General features: G+C 67.9%; 17 protein-coding genes. 13 read left to right on the top strand and 4 right to left on the bottom strand.

Features of this window, described 5'->3' with window-relative positions; all coding sequences use genetic code 11:
• Window positions 1–7 precede the first annotated feature (7 nt).
• From GKZ92_RS03075 to GKZ92_RS03040, 8 genes are all read left to right on the top strand, one after another.
• The gene (locus GKZ92_RS03075; RefSeq protein WP_006358068.1) at window positions 8–628 is read left to right on the top strand and encodes a TetR/AcrR family transcriptional regulator; all 621 of its coding nucleotides are present in this window, start codon (window positions 8–10) and stop codon (window positions 626–628) included.
• Window positions 629–708: 80 nt separating this feature from the next.
• Complete coding sequence (gene paaZ, locus GKZ92_RS03070; protein WP_040004052.1) at window positions 709–2,748, top strand: phenylacetic acid degradation bifunctional protein PaaZ; 2,040 nt, start codon at window positions 709–711, stop codon at window positions 2,746–2,748.
• A gap of 174 nt (window positions 2,749–2,922) precedes the next feature.
• Window positions 2,923–3,558 carry a DUF4178 domain-containing protein gene (locus tag GKZ92_RS03065; RefSeq protein ID WP_035754916.1) on the top strand — a complete coding sequence of 212 codons (636 nt, stop codon included), beginning with the start codon at window positions 2,923–2,925 and terminating at the stop codon, window positions 3,556–3,558.
• 22 nt (window positions 3,559–3,580) lie between these two features.
• Window positions 3,581–4,126 (top strand): DUF2617 family protein, encoded by a 546-nt coding sequence (locus GKZ92_RS03060; RefSeq protein ID WP_006358071.1) that lies wholly within the window; start codon window positions 3,581–3,583, stop codon window positions 4,124–4,126.
• The gene (locus GKZ92_RS03055; RefSeq protein WP_006358072.1) at window positions 4,123–4,683 is read left to right on the top strand and encodes a DUF4247 domain-containing protein; all 561 of its coding nucleotides are present in this window, start codon (window positions 4,123–4,125) and stop codon (window positions 4,681–4,683) included. Before GKZ92_RS03060 ends, GKZ92_RS03055 begins: the two co-directional genes overlap by 4 nt.
• Window positions 4,684–4,752: 69 nt before the next feature.
• Window positions 4,753–5,178 carry a DUF350 domain-containing protein gene (locus tag GKZ92_RS03050; RefSeq protein WP_006358073.1) on the top strand — a complete coding sequence of 142 codons (426 nt, stop codon included), beginning with the start codon at window positions 4,753–4,755 and terminating at the stop codon, window positions 5,176–5,178.
• 13 nt (window positions 5,179–5,191) lie between these two features.
• Window positions 5,192–6,757, top strand: a complete 1,566-nt coding sequence (locus tag GKZ92_RS03045) for a polyamine aminopropyltransferase (protein WP_006358074.1) — start codon at window positions 5,192–5,194, stop codon at window positions 6,755–6,757.
• 133 nt (window positions 6,758–6,890) lie between these two features.
• Window positions 6,891–8,081, top strand: coding sequence for a sensor histidine kinase (locus tag GKZ92_RS03040; RefSeq protein WP_006358075.1), 1,191 nt, complete (start codon window positions 6,891–6,893; stop codon window positions 8,079–8,081).
• A gap of 3 nt (window positions 8,082–8,084) precedes the next feature.
• On the opposite strand, the gene GKZ92_RS03035 is transcribed toward GKZ92_RS03040, so the two are convergent.
• Together GKZ92_RS03035 and GKZ92_RS03030 are read right to left on the bottom strand one after the other, a co-directional pair.
• Window positions 8,085–9,071 carry an inorganic phosphate transporter gene (locus GKZ92_RS03035; protein WP_006358076.1) on the bottom strand — a complete coding sequence of 329 codons (987 nt, stop codon included), beginning with the start codon at window positions 9,069–9,071 and terminating at the stop codon, window positions 8,085–8,087.
• Between the two features lie 7 nt (window positions 9,072–9,078).
• Window positions 9,079–9,696: a DUF47 domain-containing protein gene (locus GKZ92_RS03030; RefSeq protein WP_006358077.1), complete on the bottom strand. Its 618-nt coding sequence runs from the start codon at window positions 9,694–9,696 to the stop codon at window positions 9,079–9,081.
• Between the two features lie 260 nt (window positions 9,697–9,956).
• Between GKZ92_RS03030 and GKZ92_RS03025 the strand changes: the two genes are divergently transcribed.
• The 5 genes from GKZ92_RS03025 to GKZ92_RS03005 all read left to right on the top strand — a co-directional run bounded on the left by GKZ92_RS03025 (window position 9,957) and on the right by GKZ92_RS03005 (window position 15,063).
• A complete protein-coding gene (locus tag GKZ92_RS03025) occupies window positions 9,957–10,775 on the top strand; it encodes a LytR/AlgR family response regulator transcription factor (protein WP_006358078.1) in 819 nt (272 codons plus the stop codon).
• Window positions 10,768–11,157, top strand: a complete 390-nt coding sequence (locus GKZ92_RS03020) for a hypothetical protein (protein ID WP_006358079.1) — start codon at window positions 10,768–10,770, stop codon at window positions 11,155–11,157. The genes GKZ92_RS03025 and GKZ92_RS03020 overlap by 8 nt, the downstream gene beginning before the upstream one ends.
• Window positions 11,154–12,893 (top strand): sodium/solute symporter, encoded by a 1,740-nt coding sequence (locus GKZ92_RS03015; protein ID WP_155224978.1) that lies wholly within the window; start codon window positions 11,154–11,156, stop codon window positions 12,891–12,893. Before GKZ92_RS03020 ends, GKZ92_RS03015 begins: the two co-directional genes overlap by 4 nt.
• A 170-nt stretch (window positions 12,894–13,063) precedes the next feature.
• Entirely contained in the window at window positions 13,064–13,423 is a 360-nt protein-coding gene (locus GKZ92_RS03010; protein WP_035754919.1) for a DUF485 domain-containing protein, read from the top strand.
• Entirely contained in the window at window positions 13,420–15,063 is a 1,644-nt protein-coding gene (locus GKZ92_RS03005) for a solute symporter family protein (protein ID WP_006358082.1), read from the top strand. Before GKZ92_RS03010 ends, GKZ92_RS03005 begins: the two co-directional genes overlap by 4 nt.
• 97 nt (window positions 15,064–15,160) lie before the next feature.
• Here the strand turns inward: GKZ92_RS03005 and GKZ92_RS03000 are convergent, their stop codons facing one another.
• Together GKZ92_RS03000 and GKZ92_RS02995 are read right to left on the bottom strand one after the other, a co-directional pair.
• On the bottom strand, window positions 15,161–16,573 hold the full coding sequence (locus GKZ92_RS03000) for an amidase (RefSeq protein ID WP_006358083.1): 1,413 nt from the start codon (window positions 16,571–16,573) through the stop codon (window positions 15,161–15,163).
• 9 nt (window positions 16,574–16,582) lie between these two features.
• Window positions 16,583–17,206, bottom strand: a complete 624-nt coding sequence (locus tag GKZ92_RS02995; protein ID WP_035754924.1) for a TetR/AcrR family transcriptional regulator — start codon at window positions 17,204–17,206, stop codon at window positions 16,583–16,585.
• Between the last annotated feature and the right edge of the window lie 77 nt (window positions 17,207–17,283).

Here is a 17,283-nt window from a genome sequence, read left to right as displayed (position 1 = left end):
TGACAAGATGATCGACATGGCCAGCACTCGCGCCCCCCGCAAGACCGGTCGGCCGGGCCGACCCGGGTACGACCTCGACTCACTCCTCGCGGTGGCGGTCAAGGTGTTCAACGACAAGGGCTACGACGGCACCAGCATGGACGCCCTTGCGGAGCGCCTCGGCATCAGCAAGTCCTCGATCTACCACCACGTGGCAGGAAAGGAAGAACTCCTGGAGTTGGCGTTGAACCGCGCCCTCAACGCGTTGTTCGCTGTCACCGTCGAGGCCCGCGCGACCGAGGGTCGCTACATCGACCGGCTGGAATACCTGGTCAGACGCAGTGTCGACATTCTGGTGGCCGAGCTCCCGTACGTCACCCTGCTGTTGCGGGTTCGCGGCAACTCCGCGGTCGAACGCCGCGCGATGGCCCGCCGGCGCGAGTTCGACGCATTCGTCTCCGAGCTCGTCTCGGCGGCAGCCGACGAAGGCGACCTCAACCCCGAGATCGACCCCGCACTGGTCGCGCGCCTGCTCTTCGGCACCGTGAACTCACTCATCGAGTGGTACCGCCCCCGGTCCGGCGGCTCGGCCACCGAGCTCGGCGATGCCGTCGTCGCACTGACCTTCGACGGCCTCCGTCGTAGCTGACGCCCACACCCCCTCTTGACAACTCGTCATCCTCCCGGTGAAGGTAATAACCGACCGAACGTACGGTGGATGGAGTTGATGTGACCAGACTGCTCGAGAGCTACGCGCAAGGACGATGGTTCACCGCTGACGACGCGGGAACGGTGGTGACGAGCGCGGTGGACGGCAGCGACGTCGCGCGCATCTCGTCGTCGGGACTGGACGTGGCGGGGATGGTCGCCCACGCCCGGGCGGTCGGCGGCCCCGCATTGCGCAGCCTGACCTTCCACGAGCGTGCCGGGCTGCTCAAACAACTCGGACTCACCCTCATGGCGGGCAAAGAGGAGTTCTACGAGCTGTCCACCTCCACCGGCGCGACGACGCGGGATTCAGCGGTCGACATCGACGGCGGCATCGGCACGGTACTCAGCTACGCGAGCAAGGCCCGTCGCGAACTGCCCAACGACAGCGTCTATCTCGATGGCGACGTGGAACGACTCGGCAAAAACGGCACCTTCCTCGGACGACACATCTACACCCCGCGCCGCGGGGTGTCCGTACAGATCAACGCCTTCAACTTCCCGGTCTGGGGTTTCCTGGAGAAACTCGCACCCGCGTTCATCGCGGGTGTCCCGTCGATCATCAAGCCCGCCAGTCAAACCGCCTACCTGACCGAGCTCGTCGTCCGCCGGATCATCGAGAGCGGCATCATGCCCGAGGGATCGATCCAGCTGATCTGCGGCAGCACACATGATCTGCTCGATCATCTCGACGGACAGGACACGGTCGCGTTCACCGGTTCGGCCGCGACGGCCGCATTGTTGCGCTCACACCCGGGCATCGTCGCCGCCGGAACCCGCTTCACCGCCGAGGCCGACTCACTCAACGCATCGATTCTGGGACCCGATGTTGCCGTTGATGATCCCGAATTCGACCTGTTCGTAGAGCAACTCGTGACCGAGATGACCGTGAAGGCCGGCCAGAAGTGTACCGCGATCCGGCGCGCCCTCGTCCCGGCAAACCGCGTGGATGCCGTCATCGACGCCACCAGCGCGCTTCTGGCGAGGGTCGTGGTCGGCGACCCCCGTGCCGACGGGGTCACGATGGGCCCCCTCGCGAGTCTCGCGCAACGCGAAGAGGTCCGCACCTCCGTTCGGGGTCTCACCAAGTCCGCCGAGATCGTCTTCGGCGACCCCGAACACGTCGATGCCGTCGGCACCGGCACCGAGTCCGGCGCCTTCATCTCCCCTATCCTGCTGCGCGCCAACGGAAACAATGCGGACGAGCCCCACGACATCGAAGCGTTCGGTCCGGTCTCGACCGTCATCGGCTACGCCGACACCGCCGACGCCATCGCACTCGCGGCCCGCGGACAGGGCAGCCTCGTGGCCTCGCTGGTCACCAAAGACTCCGGTGTGGCACAGGAGATCGTTCTGGGCCTCGCGCCCTACCACGGACGCATACTGGTGCTGAACAGCGAGGACGCCCGGGAGTCGACCGGACACGGGTCTCCTCTGCCGGTCCTGGTGCACGGCGGACCCGGTCGCGCCGGTGGCGGTGAGGAACTCGGCGGCATCCGCGGCGTGCTGCATCATATGCAGCGCACCGCCGTCCAGGGCACACCCGATGTACTCGCCGCGGTCGGCAACAGCTGGGTCACCGGGTCGCAGCGCCACCTCGGTGATGTCCATCCGTTCCGGAAAAATCTGGCGGAGTTGCGAATCGGGGATACCGTCGTCGGTGGTCCACGACAGGTGACGCTCGCCGACATCAGCCACTTCGCCGAGTTCACCGGCGACACGTTCTATGCGCACACAGACGCCCGGGCGGCCGCGGCCAATCCCCTTTTCGGCGGCATCGTCGCCCACGGCTATCTTGTGGTGTCCCTGGCCGCGGGGTTGTTCGTCGAACCGAATCCCGGTCCGGTGCTGGCCAACTTCGGCGTCGACACTCTCCGATTCCTCACCCCGGTCAAGGCAGGCGACAGCCTCACCGTCACTCTCACCGCCAAGGAGCTGACCCCACGTCCGAGCGCCGACTACGGCGAGGTGCGCTGGGATGCGTTGGTGACCAACCAGAACGACGACATCGTCGCCACCTACGACGTCCTGACCCTTGTTGCCAAGGGGGCACGGCAATGAGCGTGCGCATCGCCGTCTGTTACGGACAGCCCCCCGACACCGAGGAGGCTGTCGCACAGATCGGACGGCCCTGACGGACACCTCCGCACCAACCGATGTCATCCACAGCCCCTCGTCATCCGTATCACCGACGAGTGACCTCAGGAGACCCATCGGTCGACTAGGGTCGGCGGAGTGGAGTTCCTGCTGATCATCGTCGTGGCACTGCTCGCGATCATCGCGGTGGTCGTCATCTTCAACTACCTGGGCAACCGCAAGGCCCGGCAGGCCGAGGCGGACGCCCTGCGCAACCGCACGTACCGGCCCGGAGATCCGTTCTCCTCGGCCGACGACGACTCCGTCTACGGCGACCCGCGCCAACTGAAACCGGGCGACCTCGTGGAGTTACGAGGCGAGACCTATGCGGTACGCGGCACGGTGCGGCTGACCCAGGACGGATACGTCTGGACCGAGAACTTCCTCGACACCGGACTCGGCACCAAGGCCTGGATTTCGGTCGAGGACGATCCCGACCTCGAGGTCGTGCTGTGGCATGAACTGTCCGGCGTCGTCGTCGAGCCCGGACCCGACACGGTCGAGGTCGACGGCCGCCGCTACCACTCCGAGGAGGCCGGCAGCGCCCGGTTCACCTCGGCGGGCACCACCGGCGTCGCGGCGTCGGGCCGGATGGCGTACCACGACTACCAGGCCGGCGACGAACGCTTGTCCTTCGAGGACTACGGCAGCGGCTGGGAATGCGCGCGCGGCGAACTTCTCACCCGTGCCGACTACCGCATCTTCCCCAGCAACCCCTCTGATCAGAACATCTGAGCGACGAAGGACTGCGAGACACATGTCAGAACAGCCCGACGAACCCGGTGCGTCCGTCGCCCGACTCTCCGTCGCATACGCCGACACGAGCGCTGGCCAGCTCGGCTTCTCACTCGACGCCCCGCTCCAGGAGCCGCTCGCCCAGGAGGACGGTGAGATCGACGGCATCACGGTGTCGGTCCGTCTGCTGGGGGCGAGCCATCAGGTCGTCGTCGACGACGGCGCCCAGCGCATCTGCGAGACCGTCGCGTGCCTGCCCGACGTGACCTCGGCGCTGCCCGAGACATTCCAGGAGAGCGGCTATCTCTTCAGCTCCCGCGTCGAGCGGGCCACCGACGACCAGTTGGCCGCGCTGATCGAACAACTCGGCGTCCGCGTCACCGAACAGATGACGTCGGGGAAACCGAGCGTGATGGGAGTGTTCCCCGGTGATCCCCACGCGGTGACCGCGATCATCTCCGACTCGTCGTCCGAGGAGATCTCGTGGCACACCTGGCACACGTACCCGCAGGCCGGTGAGGTCGTCATCACGACCAGCGTGATCCACCGCGGAGCGACGCGCACATGACCGATCCGCCCCCTCCCGGCGACTACCCACCCCCGTCCCCCGGCCAGTCGCAGCCCGACCCGCGCCGCCGGCTCGACCGCATCCGCAACATCATCATCGGCGTCATCGTGGTGATCACGATCTTCGCGCTGCTCGGTGCATGCGGTGCGCGTGCCCTGCGTGGCGGCGGGCTGGGCGGCTCGGCGCGCGACTACATCTCGCAGAACTACGAACGCGATATCGCCCTCGACGAGGGCGATGTGGACGCCTACGTGGCGCAGGGAACGCCCACCGAGGTGGCCGAGGAGATCCGCGACGCCGAGCGCCCGACCGATCAGCGCGCCGGCGCGTCGGGAACGGGCAATGTCGCGGACACCCAGTTCCTCCAGTACCCCGACTACCTGGTCGCCCTGTTCCCGTACGCCGCCAACCAGACCCGCGTGATGCTGAGCCGTGACTACCGGTCGGGCTACAACCGGTACCACAACTACGTCGGCGCCTTCTGGGTTCCGACGCCGGGTTATTCCGGCAGCGGGAGCAGCAACCGCGGCGGCGGCAGCGGAGGTGGCGGCAAATGACTGCCCTCCAGAGTTCTCGCGATCGATCCCCCCAGACCGAAACCACGGCCCGAACCCACGGAGATGACCATGCTCGCTGACATGACCGAGAACGCCTACGCCGCAGGTGCCTACGCGGGTGTCGGAGTGATCCTGATGATCCTGTCGTTCGCCATCGTCGATCTGCTGACCCCCGGCAAGCTGCGTCACCAGCTCTGGGCCGAACGCAACCGCAACGCCGGAATCCTGGTCGGCTCCAACCTCTTCGCGGTGGCGATCATCGTGACCGCCGCCATCGTCGCCAGTGAGGGCCGGCTGCTCGAGGGCCTCACCTACACGGTGGTCTACTCGGCGATCGGCCTGATCGTGATGAGCGTGACGTTCCTGGTCATCGACGCGCTCACCCCCGGCAAGCTCGGCGAGATCCTCGTGAACCCGGAAAGCCATCCGGCGGTGTGGGTGCAGGGCGTCGCCCACATCGGGGTCGCCGTCATCATCGCCGCCTCCATCCTGTGACCACTTTCCACCTGTGACACTCACGGACACCTCCACCGAACCGCTCTCCGCGCGGCCACGTTTCGCGCGGTCCGCTCTGCTGGCCGTGGTGTTCGTCTGCGCCGCATGCGGTCTGGTGTACGAGCTGGCGCTGGTGTCCCTGGGGTCCTTCCTGATCGGCAACACCGCGACGCAGGCGTCGATCGTCCTCGCGGTGATGGTGTTCGCCATGGGGGTCGGCTCCCTCGCCGCGAAACCGCTCCAACCCCACTCGGTTGCCGCGTTCGCGGTCATCGAGCTACTGCTCGCACTCCTCGGCGGCCTGTCGGTGATGGCTCTCTACGCCGCCTTCGCCTACCTGGAGCTCTACACGCCGGCGCTCATCGTGGTGGCCTTCGTCCTCGGCGTCCTCATCGGGGCCGAAATCCCGTTGCTGATGGTGCTGCTGCAACGGATTCGACGCCAGGAGCCGGGTGCGGCGGTCGCGGACATGTTCGCCGTCGACTACATCGGCGCGTTGCTCGGCGGTCTCTGCTTCCCGTTCCTGTTGTTGCCGCTGTTCGGTCAGCTGCGCGGGGCACTCGTGGTCGGACTCGTCAACGCCGCGGCGGGCTGCTTCCTCGTATTCGTCATCTTCCGGAAGTCGTTGAGCCGCGGCCAACTCGCCCTGCTGTCCGCCGGAGCGCTGGCGGTGGTCGCGGCGCTCGTGGCCGGATTGATGCTGTCCGCCCGTTTCGAGGTGACCGCCCGGCAGGCGCTCTACCGCGACCCGATCGTGGCCGCCGCCCGGAGCGCCTACCAGGACATCGTGATCACCGAGCGATCCACCGGCGCAGGCCCCGACACCCGGCTGTACCTGAACGGCGACCTGCAGTTCTCGTCGATCGACGAGCACCGCTATCACGAGGCACTCGTCCATCCCGCGATGTCGGGTGAGCGCTCGTCGGTGCTCGTGCTCGGCGGCGGCGACGGCCTCGCGCTGCGTGAGGTCCTCCGATACCCCGACGCGCACGACGTCACCCTCGTCGAACTCGACCCGGAGATGATCCGGCTGGCACGCACCGACTCCCGCCTGACCTCGCTCAACCGGGGGTCGATGACCGATCGGCGTGCCGAGGTTGTGACCGCCGACGCCTTCAGCTGGTTGCGTCAGACGGACCGACGTTTCGACGTGATCATCGTCGACATGCCCGATCCCGACGACTCCGCCACCGCCAAGCTGTACTCCACCGAGTTCTACGCACTCGTCCGCGCCCACCTCGCCGAGCACGGTCGCGTCGTCGTGCAGGCGGGTTCGCCGTACTTCGCGCCGAAGTCGTTCTGGTGCATCGCCTCCACCATGAGGGAGGCCGGACTGCCGGCCACGCCGTACCACGTCGACGTCCCGGCATTCGGCGACTGGGGTTTTCACCTCGCAGGTGCCGACGGGCCGATCAGCCCGACGGTCGACGCTCCCGGGCCGTTGCGATTCCTGAGTCCGGAGCAGCTGACCGCGGCGACCGTCTTCTCGCTCGATCGGCAACCGCTCGACCTGCCACCGTCGACCCTGATGGACCCGCGCATCCTGCGATACGCACAGGGCGAGTGGGCGATCTACTGAACGGTTCACGTCGTAGATGTCGCGTATCGTCGCGCGCGGCAACACGATTCGCGACATCTCACGCACCCGGTTCCAGCGGCGGCGTCAACCGAAGACACCGCTTGTGACCGATGGTGTCAACTAGGGTGACACCATGTCGAGCGACGTGGCCATCATCGGGTCGATCCTGCTGCTGGTCATGGTGCTCGGCCTCGTCGCGTTGGTCCGGACGCGGCGTCAGGTCACCACCCCCACCGAACGCACGGTGCACATGGCGCTGCACACCGCGTCATTGGCGGCGCGATCGCTGCGCACCGGACTCACCGAGGAGTCGGCGGCCGAAGCCCTCCCCCATCTGCGCACGCTGACCTCCGCCGAGGCCGTCGCCCTGTTCGACGACGAGCCGCGGCGGCTCGCCCACGACCCGGACGACGACGAGATCTGGGACCCCGACATGCTGCGCGAGGCCGCCAGGGCAGCGGCTTCGGCGACCGGCGACCAGCGTCGGGTCCTGGTCTCCGACCCGTGCGGCGCGGAGTCGCCGGTGCGGGCCCTCATCGCCCAGCCTCTCGTCGCCGGCGACGCCAGTGTCGGCGTCCTCGTCGTCGCCACGACCCGCCGGCCTGGCCCGGGCATGCTCGGTGCCGTCGCCGAGGTGGCCCGCTACGTCTCGAGCCAGATCGAACTGGCCGAACTCGACGCCTCCCGCGCCCGCCTCGACCGGGCGGAGGTGCTCGCGCTCCGCGCGCAGATCAGCCCGCACTTCATCTACAACGCCCTCAACACGATCGCCTCGTTCGTCCGCACCGACCCCGACCGAGCCCGCGAACTCGTGCTCGACTTCGCCGATTTCACGCGCTACTCGTTCCGCGCGAGCGGCGAGTACACCGTGCTGGCCGACGAACTGCGCAACATTGACCGCTACCTCACCCTCGAACGCGCCCGCTTCGGCAACTCACTCGACGTGAGGCTGCACGTCGCGCCGGAGGTCCTGAACGTCGTCGTACCGTTCCTCGCGCTTCAGCCGCTCGTGGAGAACGCGGTCCGTCACGGACTCGCGTCGAAGGGTGGCGGCACCATCACCATCACCGCGGCCGACGAGGGCACCGACTGCGTCATCACCGTCGAGGACGACGGCGTCGGCATGGATCCCGAACTCCTGCGCAGCGGCGCGCTCGACGCGTTGGACCACAGCGAGGGCGCGCACGTCGGGCTCACCAACGTCGACCATCGCCTCCGCGCCGCGTTCGGCAACGACTACGGACTGGTGGTCGAGACGGCCGTGGGTGCCGGCACCAAGGTGGGCATGCGGGTACCGAAGTTCCGGGCGGGCATCCGACCCTGAGAGCTAGAAGACCATCTTCGCGAGCAGGAACGTGGCGGCGGCGAAAGCGGCGGCCGCAGGGAAGGTGGTCACCCAGGCGGCGGCCATGTTGCCCGCGGTGCCCCACCGCACGGCGCTGGTGCGCTTGGTCGACCCCACGCCCATGATCGCCGAGGAGATCACGTGGGTGGTCGAGATGGGTGCACCCAGGCCGGCCGAGGCGACGTAGAGCACCGAGGCGGCGGTGGCCTCGGCGGCGAAGCCCTGCGGCGGGTCGAGTTCGATGATCTTGCGGCCGAGGGTGCGCATGATCCGCATGCCGCCGGTGGCGGTACCGATGGCCAGGACCACGGCGGTGAGCAGGAAACACCACAGCGGAATCGAGTAGTCGTCCTGGTATCCGGCGACGACGAGTGCGAGAACCACGATGCCCATCGTCTTGGCCGCGTCCTGCATGCCGTGGCCGAACGCCATCATCGCGGCCGACACGGTCTGTGCGTGCCGGAATCGCCGGCCGGTGATCGCCGGCGAGGCGTTGCGGAAAAGCCACATGATCGCGAGCATCGCCGCGGCGCCCAGCGCGAAGCCGGCAAGCGGCGACAGCACCATCGGCAGCAGGATCTTCTCCACGACGCCGGCCCAGAGCACGGTGACCCCCGCGACCATGGCCGCGCCCACCATGCCGCCGATCAGCGCGTGCGAGGACGACGACGGCAGGCCGAACCACCAGGTGATGAGGTTCCAGGTGATGGCACCGATGAGGGCGCAGCCGACGAGCATCAGCGCGTCGGGTCCCGCTTTGAGGTCGATGATCCCCGAGCCGACGGTGCTGGCCACCTTGGCACCGAAGAAGGAGCCGATCAGGTTGCCGACGGCGGCCATCGCCAGCGCCGCGCGCAGCGTCAGGGCGCGGGTCGACACCGAGGTCGCGATCGCGTTGGCAGAGTCGTGGAAACCGTTGGTGAACGTGAAGGCCATGGCAAGACCGATCACCACGAGAAGTGCGAACACGGGTGTGTCACGACTCCTTGAGGACGATGGTCTCGACGATGTTGGCGACCTTCTCGAAGGAATCGGCGGCGTCCTCGAGCTCGTCGGCCACGTCCTTGAGCTTCATCACGGTCAGCGCGTCGAGGTGTCCGTCGAACAGGTAGGCCAGGAAGGTCCGGTAGGTGTGGTCGGCGCGGTTCTCGAGCGCGTTGATCTCGATCCAGTACCGCTCGAGGTCCTTCATTCCGGCGAGTCGCGGCATCGCGTCGGCGGTCACGCTCGCCGAGGTGTCGAGGATCTCGATCATCTCGCGCAGGTGTTGCGGGAGCTCGGTGACTCCGTAGAGGGCCATGAGGTGGGTCGCGGCCTCGATGTGGTCCATGACGTCGTCCAGGCTCGAACCGAGGACGTAGATGTCGGAGCGGTCGAACGGCGTGATGAAGCTCGAGTTGACCGTGCGGAACATCTCGTGGGTGATGCGGTCGCAGTCGTGTTCGAGGTCGACCATCCGGCGCGCGATCCCCTCGAAGTCCGGTTCGGGCTCCAGCAGGCCGGTGAGGGTCTTGGTCCCATCCGCCAGGCACTGGGCCGAGGACGTGAACAACCCGTAGAAGAGATCGTTCTTGGGTTTGAACCGGGAGAACACAGTGACTTTCTTCCTATCTTGCGTCCAACGCATCGAGGCGACGCTGTGCAGCGACTTCCTCGGTGAGTCCGTCTGACGTCGGGATGGCCGTGGACAGGGTATCGAGGCAGCCGACGGGCACACCCACCTGACCGGACTTTTTCCGGAATCAGAGAATCAGCAGGCGGACGGGGCGGCCGGATCTGCTGTGTGACGCGGCCCACGCGGTACGATCCTCGTGTCCGCCGTCGCGCATCAGCGCAGCAGTCGGGAGGAGATGGATGTCCGGGCTGGTGGTGCTCGCCGTCGACGACGAACCCCCTGCTCTCGACGAACTCCGCTACCTCCTGGACCGGCAGGACGAGGTCGCCGAGGTACATGACGCGACGGATGCGACCGGCGCACTCCGTGAACTCAACTCCCGCCGGGTCGACGCGATCTTCCTCGACATCAACATGCCGGGCCTGTCCGGACTCGAGTTGGCCGGCGTCCTCGCCAGGTACGCACAGCCTCCCGCGATCGTGTTCGTCACCGCGCACGAGGACAAGGCGGTCGACGCCTTCGAGGTCGGCGCCGTGGACTATCTGCTCAAGCCACTCCGCGAGGTGCGCCTCGCCCAGGCGCTCGGACGGGTCCGCGCCAGCCTCGACGCCCGCGCCAAACCCGCCGCGAGCACTCCTCCCCCGGCGCCATCGGGTGCGCCACGAGCCGCCTCCGACGACGTGATCCCGGTCGAGATGAGCGGTGTGACCTCGTTGGTCCGGCGTGACTCGATCTCGTGGGTCGAGGCCGTGGGCGACTACGCCCGACTCCACGCCGAGTCCGGCGCGCACCTCGTCCGCATCCCACTGTCGACCCTCGAATCACGTTGGCAGGACAAGGGTTTCGCCCGAGTTCACCGTTCCTACCTGGTGGCCCTGCCCATGGTGACCGGCCTGCGGACCACCGGGAGCGGGACCGTTGTCAGTGTGCGCGCGAACGGGGCGTCGGAAGCGGTGGAGCTGCCGGTCAGCCGGCGTCAGGTCCGCGACCTGAAGGACCGGCTCATCCGGGACCCGTTGCGCCAGTATCGTTCCCCCGCCGGTCGCGGCGATGTCTGAGAATCCGCCGCAGCGCGAACGGGTCGTCCTCGCCTCACGGCGTGGCGCCCGGATGGTGCGCACGCGCGTAGAGGTCCAGGAACAGACCGAGGTCGGTGACGCGCTGGTGCGCGGTCTGATGCGGGCTCAGCTCGGGTTGGCGTTGCGCCTCGGCGGGAGCCTGCTCGTCGTCGTGGTGGCGATACCTCTGCTCGCCGTGCTGGTCCCGAGCGTGGCCGAGACGACCCTCTTCGGCATCCGGATCACCTGGCTCGTCCTCGGACTCCTCGCCTATCCGGTGCTGTATCTGACGGGACTGCTGTACGTGCGGCTGGCCGAGCACGCCGAGCGCGACTTCATGAGTCTCGTCGACGACGATCCCGGCGATCCGGGCCGGACGTGAGCGGCGTCGACATGCTGACCGCCGTGGCGTTGTTCGCCGCCGCGGTCGCCACGATCGCGGTCGGGGCCTGGGGCGGCCGATTCTCCCGAACGACGTCGGATTTCCTGGTGGCCTCGCGTGCCGTCGGGTCGCGGTGGAATGCCGCCGCCGTGTCGGGTGAATACCTGTCCGCGGCGTCGTTTCTCGGTGTCGCCGGGCTTGTCGCGAAGTACGGCGCCGACGCCCTCTGGTACCCGGTCGGTTTCACGGCCGGCTACCTCGGTCTGCTGTTGTTCGTCGCTGCACCGCTGCGTCGTTCGGGCGCCTACACCGTGCCCGACTTCGCCGAGTTCCGGCTCTCCTCGACCGCCGTGCGCAAGACCGCGATGGTGGTCGTGGTCGTCGTCTGCGTGCTGTACCTCATCCCCCAGTTCCAGGGTGCGGGACTCACTCTCAACATCCTGCTCGGCGCACCCGTCTGGACCGGGGCGGTCGGCGTCGGCCTCATCGTGATCGTGAACGTCGTCGGCGGCGGGATGCGGTCGATCACGTTCGTGCAGGCATTCCAGTACTGGCTCAAGCTGACCGCCATCGCGATCCCCACCCTCGTGCTGATCGGGGTGTTCGCGAACGACCCGGCGAACGTCGGCGAGCCCGCACCGCCGCGGGTCACGACCGCCACCACCGTCGACGTCACCACCGACGTCTCGGTCACCGTCGCCGAGACCAAGGGGGTGCGCGTCACCGGCACGCTCGACGGCTCGCCGGTGGTCGATGCTCCGATCCCATCCCCCGGCGGTCATGTCATCTCAGCCGATTCCGTCATCTTCCTCGACGCCGGCGCGGCCACCCCGGTCGTGACGGGAGCCCCGGTCGACGGGTCGGACTGGGTGGCGCCCGGCGGCGGTCTCGGCGGTCGCCACCCGCTGTTCCAGGTGCTCTCCCTGATCCTCGCCACGTTCCTCGGCGTGATGGGCCTGCCGCACGTCCTCGTGCGCTTCTACACCAACCCGGACGGCCGCACGGCCCGTCGAACGGCGCTCGCCGCGATCGCGCTGCTGTCGCTGTTCTATCTGTTCCCCGTCCTGCTCGGGGTGTTCGCTCGTCTCTACGTGCCCGAACTGCTGATCACCGGGACGTCCGACGCAGCTGTCCTCCTCCTCCCGAGCGCCGCCATCGGTGGCCTGGCCGGGCAGATCCTCGCCGCGCTGGTCGCGGCCGGTGCGATCGCGGCCTTCCTCGCCACGTCGTCGGGCCTGCTTGTGTCGGTGGCCGGCGCGCTGGCGACGGACGTCTTCCGCGGGCGCGTCCGCGACTTCCGCATCGCCGCGATCATCGGCGGCGCCATCCCGATCGCGCTCTCGCTCGCGGCGGGCTCACTGGAACTGTCGCGCACCGTCGGGCTGGTGTTCGCTGTCGCCGCGTCGACGCTGTGTCCGCTGCTCGTCCTCGGCATCTGGTGGCGTGGCCTGACGTCGACCGGTGCGATCGCCGGGCTGATCGTCGGCGGGGTGTCGTCGGGTTCAGCCACCTCGCTCGCGATCGCCGGGGTGATCGACGACGACGCCCTGGGCGGCTGGCCGGCCGCGCTGGTCGGCTATCCGGGCGCGGTCACCGTGCCACTCGCCTTCGGCACGATGGTGCTGGTCAGCCTCGCGACCCGACGACGCTTGCCCGGCGATCTCGCCCGCACTTTCGCGCGGATGCACGTCCCCGAACGCGTCGGGATGGGCGTCGACCGGCTTCCCGGCGGCTGACCGTTCACCGTTCGTCGGATCTGATCGACCGTCCGTCGCACAGTGCACAACCTTCGGCGTGTGACCCACGACACCAGTTGCGGTGTGATCTGCGCCTCAATCAGGCTGTTCTCCGAAGTGCCATCACAGCGGCCTCCACCGCCGTGGCCCCCATCGACTTGGAGGACAGCGTGTCGAACATCGACCAACCAGCAGCGGCACCACCGCATACGCCGGCGGGTGAGCAGTTCATCGAGATGCAGAACAGCCCTCAGTTCCAGGAACTGAAGGCGCGCCTGCGCAAGTTCATCTTCCCGATGACCGCGTTCTTCCTGATCTGGTACGCGATCTACGTGCTGCTCGGCGCCTTCGCGCATGACTTCATGGCGATCCAGGTGTGGGGCAACATCAACCTCGGTCTGATCCTCGGACTGCTGCAGTTCGTGACCACATTCGTCATCACCGGCCTGTACGTACGCTTCGCGAACCGCGAACTCGACCCGCGTGCCGAGGCCCTCCGCAACGAGATGGAAGGCGGCCCGTCACTGTGAACACCTCCGTCCACACCACCACGCTCGCCGCCACCGTCGGCAGCCCGGTCGCCAACATCGCGATCTTCGCCGCGTTCGTGGCGGTCACGATGTACATCGTCATCCGGGCCAGCAAGAACAACAACTCGGCCGCGGACTTCTTCACCGGCGGCCGCGGCTTCTCCGGCCCGCAGAACGGCATCGCCATCGCCGGTGACTACCTGTCGGCGGCCAGCTTCCTCGGCATCGCCGGCGCCATCGCGGTCTACGGCTATGACGGCTTCCTCTACTCCATCGGCTTCCTCGTCGCCTGGCTCGTCGCGCTGCTGCTCGTCGCCGAATTGCTGCGCAACACCGGCAAGTTCACGATGGCCGACGTCCTCAGCTTCCGCCTGAAGCAGCGACCGGTCCGTCTCGCGGCGGCCATCTCGACCCTCGCGGTCTCGCTGTTCTACCTCCTGGCCCAGATGGCCGGTGCCGGTGGCCTCGTCGCCCTGCTCCTCGACATCGAGGGTCGTGTCGGCCAGTCGATCGTGATCGCCGTCGTCGGCGCGCTGATGATCGTCTACGTGCTCATCGGCGGCATGAAGGGCACCACCTGGGTGCAGATCATCAAGGCGGTGCTGCTCATCAGCGGCGCGGCGATCATGACCTTCATCGTGCTCGCCAAGTTCGGCATGAACCTGTCGTCGATCCTCGGTGCCGCCCAGGACGCCATCAGCAGCTCGGGCAGCGAAAAGGTTGCCTCGCGTGACGTTCTCGCACCCGGCGCCCAGTACGGCGGTTCGCTCGAGTCCAAGATCAACTTCCTCTCGCTGGCCATCGCCCTGGTCCTCGGCACCGCGGGCCTGCCGCACGTGCTGATGCGCTTCTACACCGTGCCGACCGCGAAAGAGGCTCGTAAGTCGGTGGTCTGGGCGATTGCGCTCATCGGCGCCTTCTACCTGTTCACCCTGATCCTGGGTTACGGCGCGGCCGCGCTGGTCGGACCGGACAAGATCCTCGCCGCAGCAGGCGGACAGAATGCGGCGGCACCGCTGCTGGCGTTCGAGATCGGCGGTGTGGTGCTGCTCGGCATCATCTCGGCGGTGGCCTTCGCCACGATCCTCGCCGTCGTCGCCGGCCTGGCGATCACCGCGTCGGCATCGTTCGCCCACGACATCTACGCGTCGGTCATCAAGCGCAACAAGGTGAGTGAGGACGACCAGGTCCGCGTTTCGCGCTACACCGTCGTCGTGCTCGGCGTGCTCGGCATCGTGCTCGGCATCCTGGCCAACGGTCAGAACATCGCCTTCCTGGTGGCCCTGGCCTTCGCCATCGCCGCGGCGGCGAACCTGCCGACGATCGTGTACTCGCTCTACTGGAAGCGCTTCAACACCCGCGGCGCCCTGTGGAGCATGTACGGCGGCCTGATCTCCACGATCCTGCTGATCGTCTTCTCGCCGGCCGTGTCCGGCTCGTCGACCGCGATGATCCCCGGCGCCGACTTCGCCTGGTTCCCGCTGGCCAATCCGGGCATCGTGTCGATCCCGCTGGCCTTCGTCCTCGGCATCGTCGGCACCCTGACCTCGCCGAGCGACGTCGGGACCCCGGAACGCAACGCGGAGATGGAGGTTCGCTCCCTCACCGGAATCGGCGCGGAGAAGGCCGTGCAGCACTAGCCTTTTCGCACACCCACCCCTTTTCGGCAAACCCGTCACCCTGCGAGGTGGCGGGTTTGCCGATCAGTGGTGGGTTTGTCAGCGCGGGAATCGCCGGTCAGGCGTCCTGAATCCGCGCGAACGGCCGGGCGGCTTCGAGTTCGAACGCGAGCTCCAGCAGGGTGCGCTCGTCGCCGAGGTCGGCGGAGAGCTGGATGCCGACGGGCAGCCCCGACTTCGACTGTCCCAGCGGCAGACTGATCGCCGGGGTACCCGACGTGTTGTTCGCGGGCGTGAACGCGACATAGCGCGTCAGACGGTCCATAGCCTCACCGAAATCGATACCCGGGTCGAGGTAGCCGATCTCCGGCGGGAGGTGCGCGAGGGTCGGCGACAAGATCACGTCGAATTGCTCGTGCAGCGATCGGAACGCTGCGGTGGAGCGTCGGAGACCGCGGATCGACGACGGCATGCGATAGAAGTGTCGCAAGGCGTTGCGCGACAGCCCACGGGTGAACGAGTCCAACTGCTTGCGATCGAAACCCTTGTCGTGCAGTCGCTTACCGGTGCGGTCCAGCGCGAAGGCCAGCAACGACCAGTAGTCGATGAACTGCCGGATGTAGACGCGGTCGACCGGCAGCGGCACCATCTCTGTTCGGTGGCCGAGCGACTCGACGAGCTCGGCGACATCGGTGACGCACCGTTGGGTGTCGCTGTCGAGCAGCTGCCCGGTGATCGGTTCGGTGATCAGCGCGATCCGCAGCCGCTTCTCCCCCGGCCCCTCCACCAGACCGACCGGCGGCAGGCCGGGGCCGGGCCGGAAACCCTGCGAGTCGTCGAGGAACCGTGCCGTGTCCCGCACCGATCGGCTCACGATCCCGTTGCACACCAGGTCGATCGGCGCATCCTCGGTCTGCTTCGCCGGCGCGGTACGGCCCCGGCTCGGCTTCAGCCCCACCAGACCACATGCGGCAGCGGGGATTCGGATCGATCCGCCACCGTCGTTGGCATGGGCGATCGGCAGTGCACCCGCCGCCACGAGCGCGGCGGAACCACCCGAGGAGCCGCCGGCGGAGAAGTCGGTGTCCCACGGATTGCGGGTCGGCTCCCGGTCGACGTATTCGGTCGTCGCGGTCAGCCCGAAGGCCGGCATGTTCGACGCCCCGACGAGGTTGACCCCGGTCGCCAGGAACTGGTTGGTGAACGCCTCGTTCGCCGACGCCGGGTTCGGCGCGACCGCAGCGGACCCGTGGCACGTGGGCAGCCCTGCGAAATCGGTGTTGTTCTTGATGATCGACGGCACCCCGACGAACGACCCGGCCGGAAAGTCGCTGTCGACGGCGCGCTTGCGAGCTCGCTCGCGGTCGTCGAAGGCGATCGCGTTCAGCTGCGGATTGACCGCGTCGATCCGGGCGAGAGCCGCTTCGACCGCCTCGGCGGCCGAGATCTCCCGGGCGGCGATGGCGTCGGCGATGCCGACGGCGTCGAGATCACCGAGTGCGTCGTCTGTGAACGCGTGAACCTTCTTCATGCCCGGACCCTATCGCCCTCCGGCGGACCCCGGGGCCGCTCCGAGCATCGCGACAACATCGTCGACCAGCTCGGCGACGTAGGCGTCGTCGACGGCGAGACCGAAGACCGCATGGTGGTAGAGCGGTGCGATCACGTGGTCGAGGAGCTGGCGCACCGACGGCGTCGCCTCGCCGCGCTCGGAGGCCCGCGCGATCATCTCCTCCGCCTGCTCGCGGCGGACCTCCCAGCACGGACACGCCTCGACGACGTCGTCGCGCGCTGCGACCATCGCACGCAGGTACGCCCGACGCTTCGGCCGGCCGACGTCGGCGGCGATCACGCTCGCCCACTCCGCGATGTCGTCGCGGAGCACACCCGTATCGGGCAACGGTTCGCCCTGCGTCAGTGCGGCGACCGCCACCTCCCCCAGGAGCGCGTCGATCGAGCCCCACCTGCGGTAGATGCTGGTCGGATTGACGCCGGCGAGGTCGGCGACCTCCGGGATGGTCATCGTGTCGCGCTGGCCCGCGCCGACCAGCTGCCCGACCGCGGCATAGACCGCCGACTGCACGCGCGCGCTCCTACCGCCTGGCCGCGTCGCGCGAGGTGCCATCGCTGCGTCCGCCCGCGACGCTGCATTTCCCATAGCCATGCGGCCATTATTGCAAATCCAATTGCTTTTGGAAGGCATCCGCGCCTATCGTCGTTTTAAATGCAAACGCATTTGCG

The sequence above is a fragment of the Gordonia sp. 135 genome, assembly GCF_009720185.1.
In the GTDB taxonomy this organism is placed as follows: domain Bacteria; phylum Actinomycetota; class Actinomycetes; order Mycobacteriales; family Mycobacteriaceae; genus Gordonia; species Gordonia alkanivorans.
This window is presented reverse-complemented; position numbering and strand designations above follow the sequence as displayed.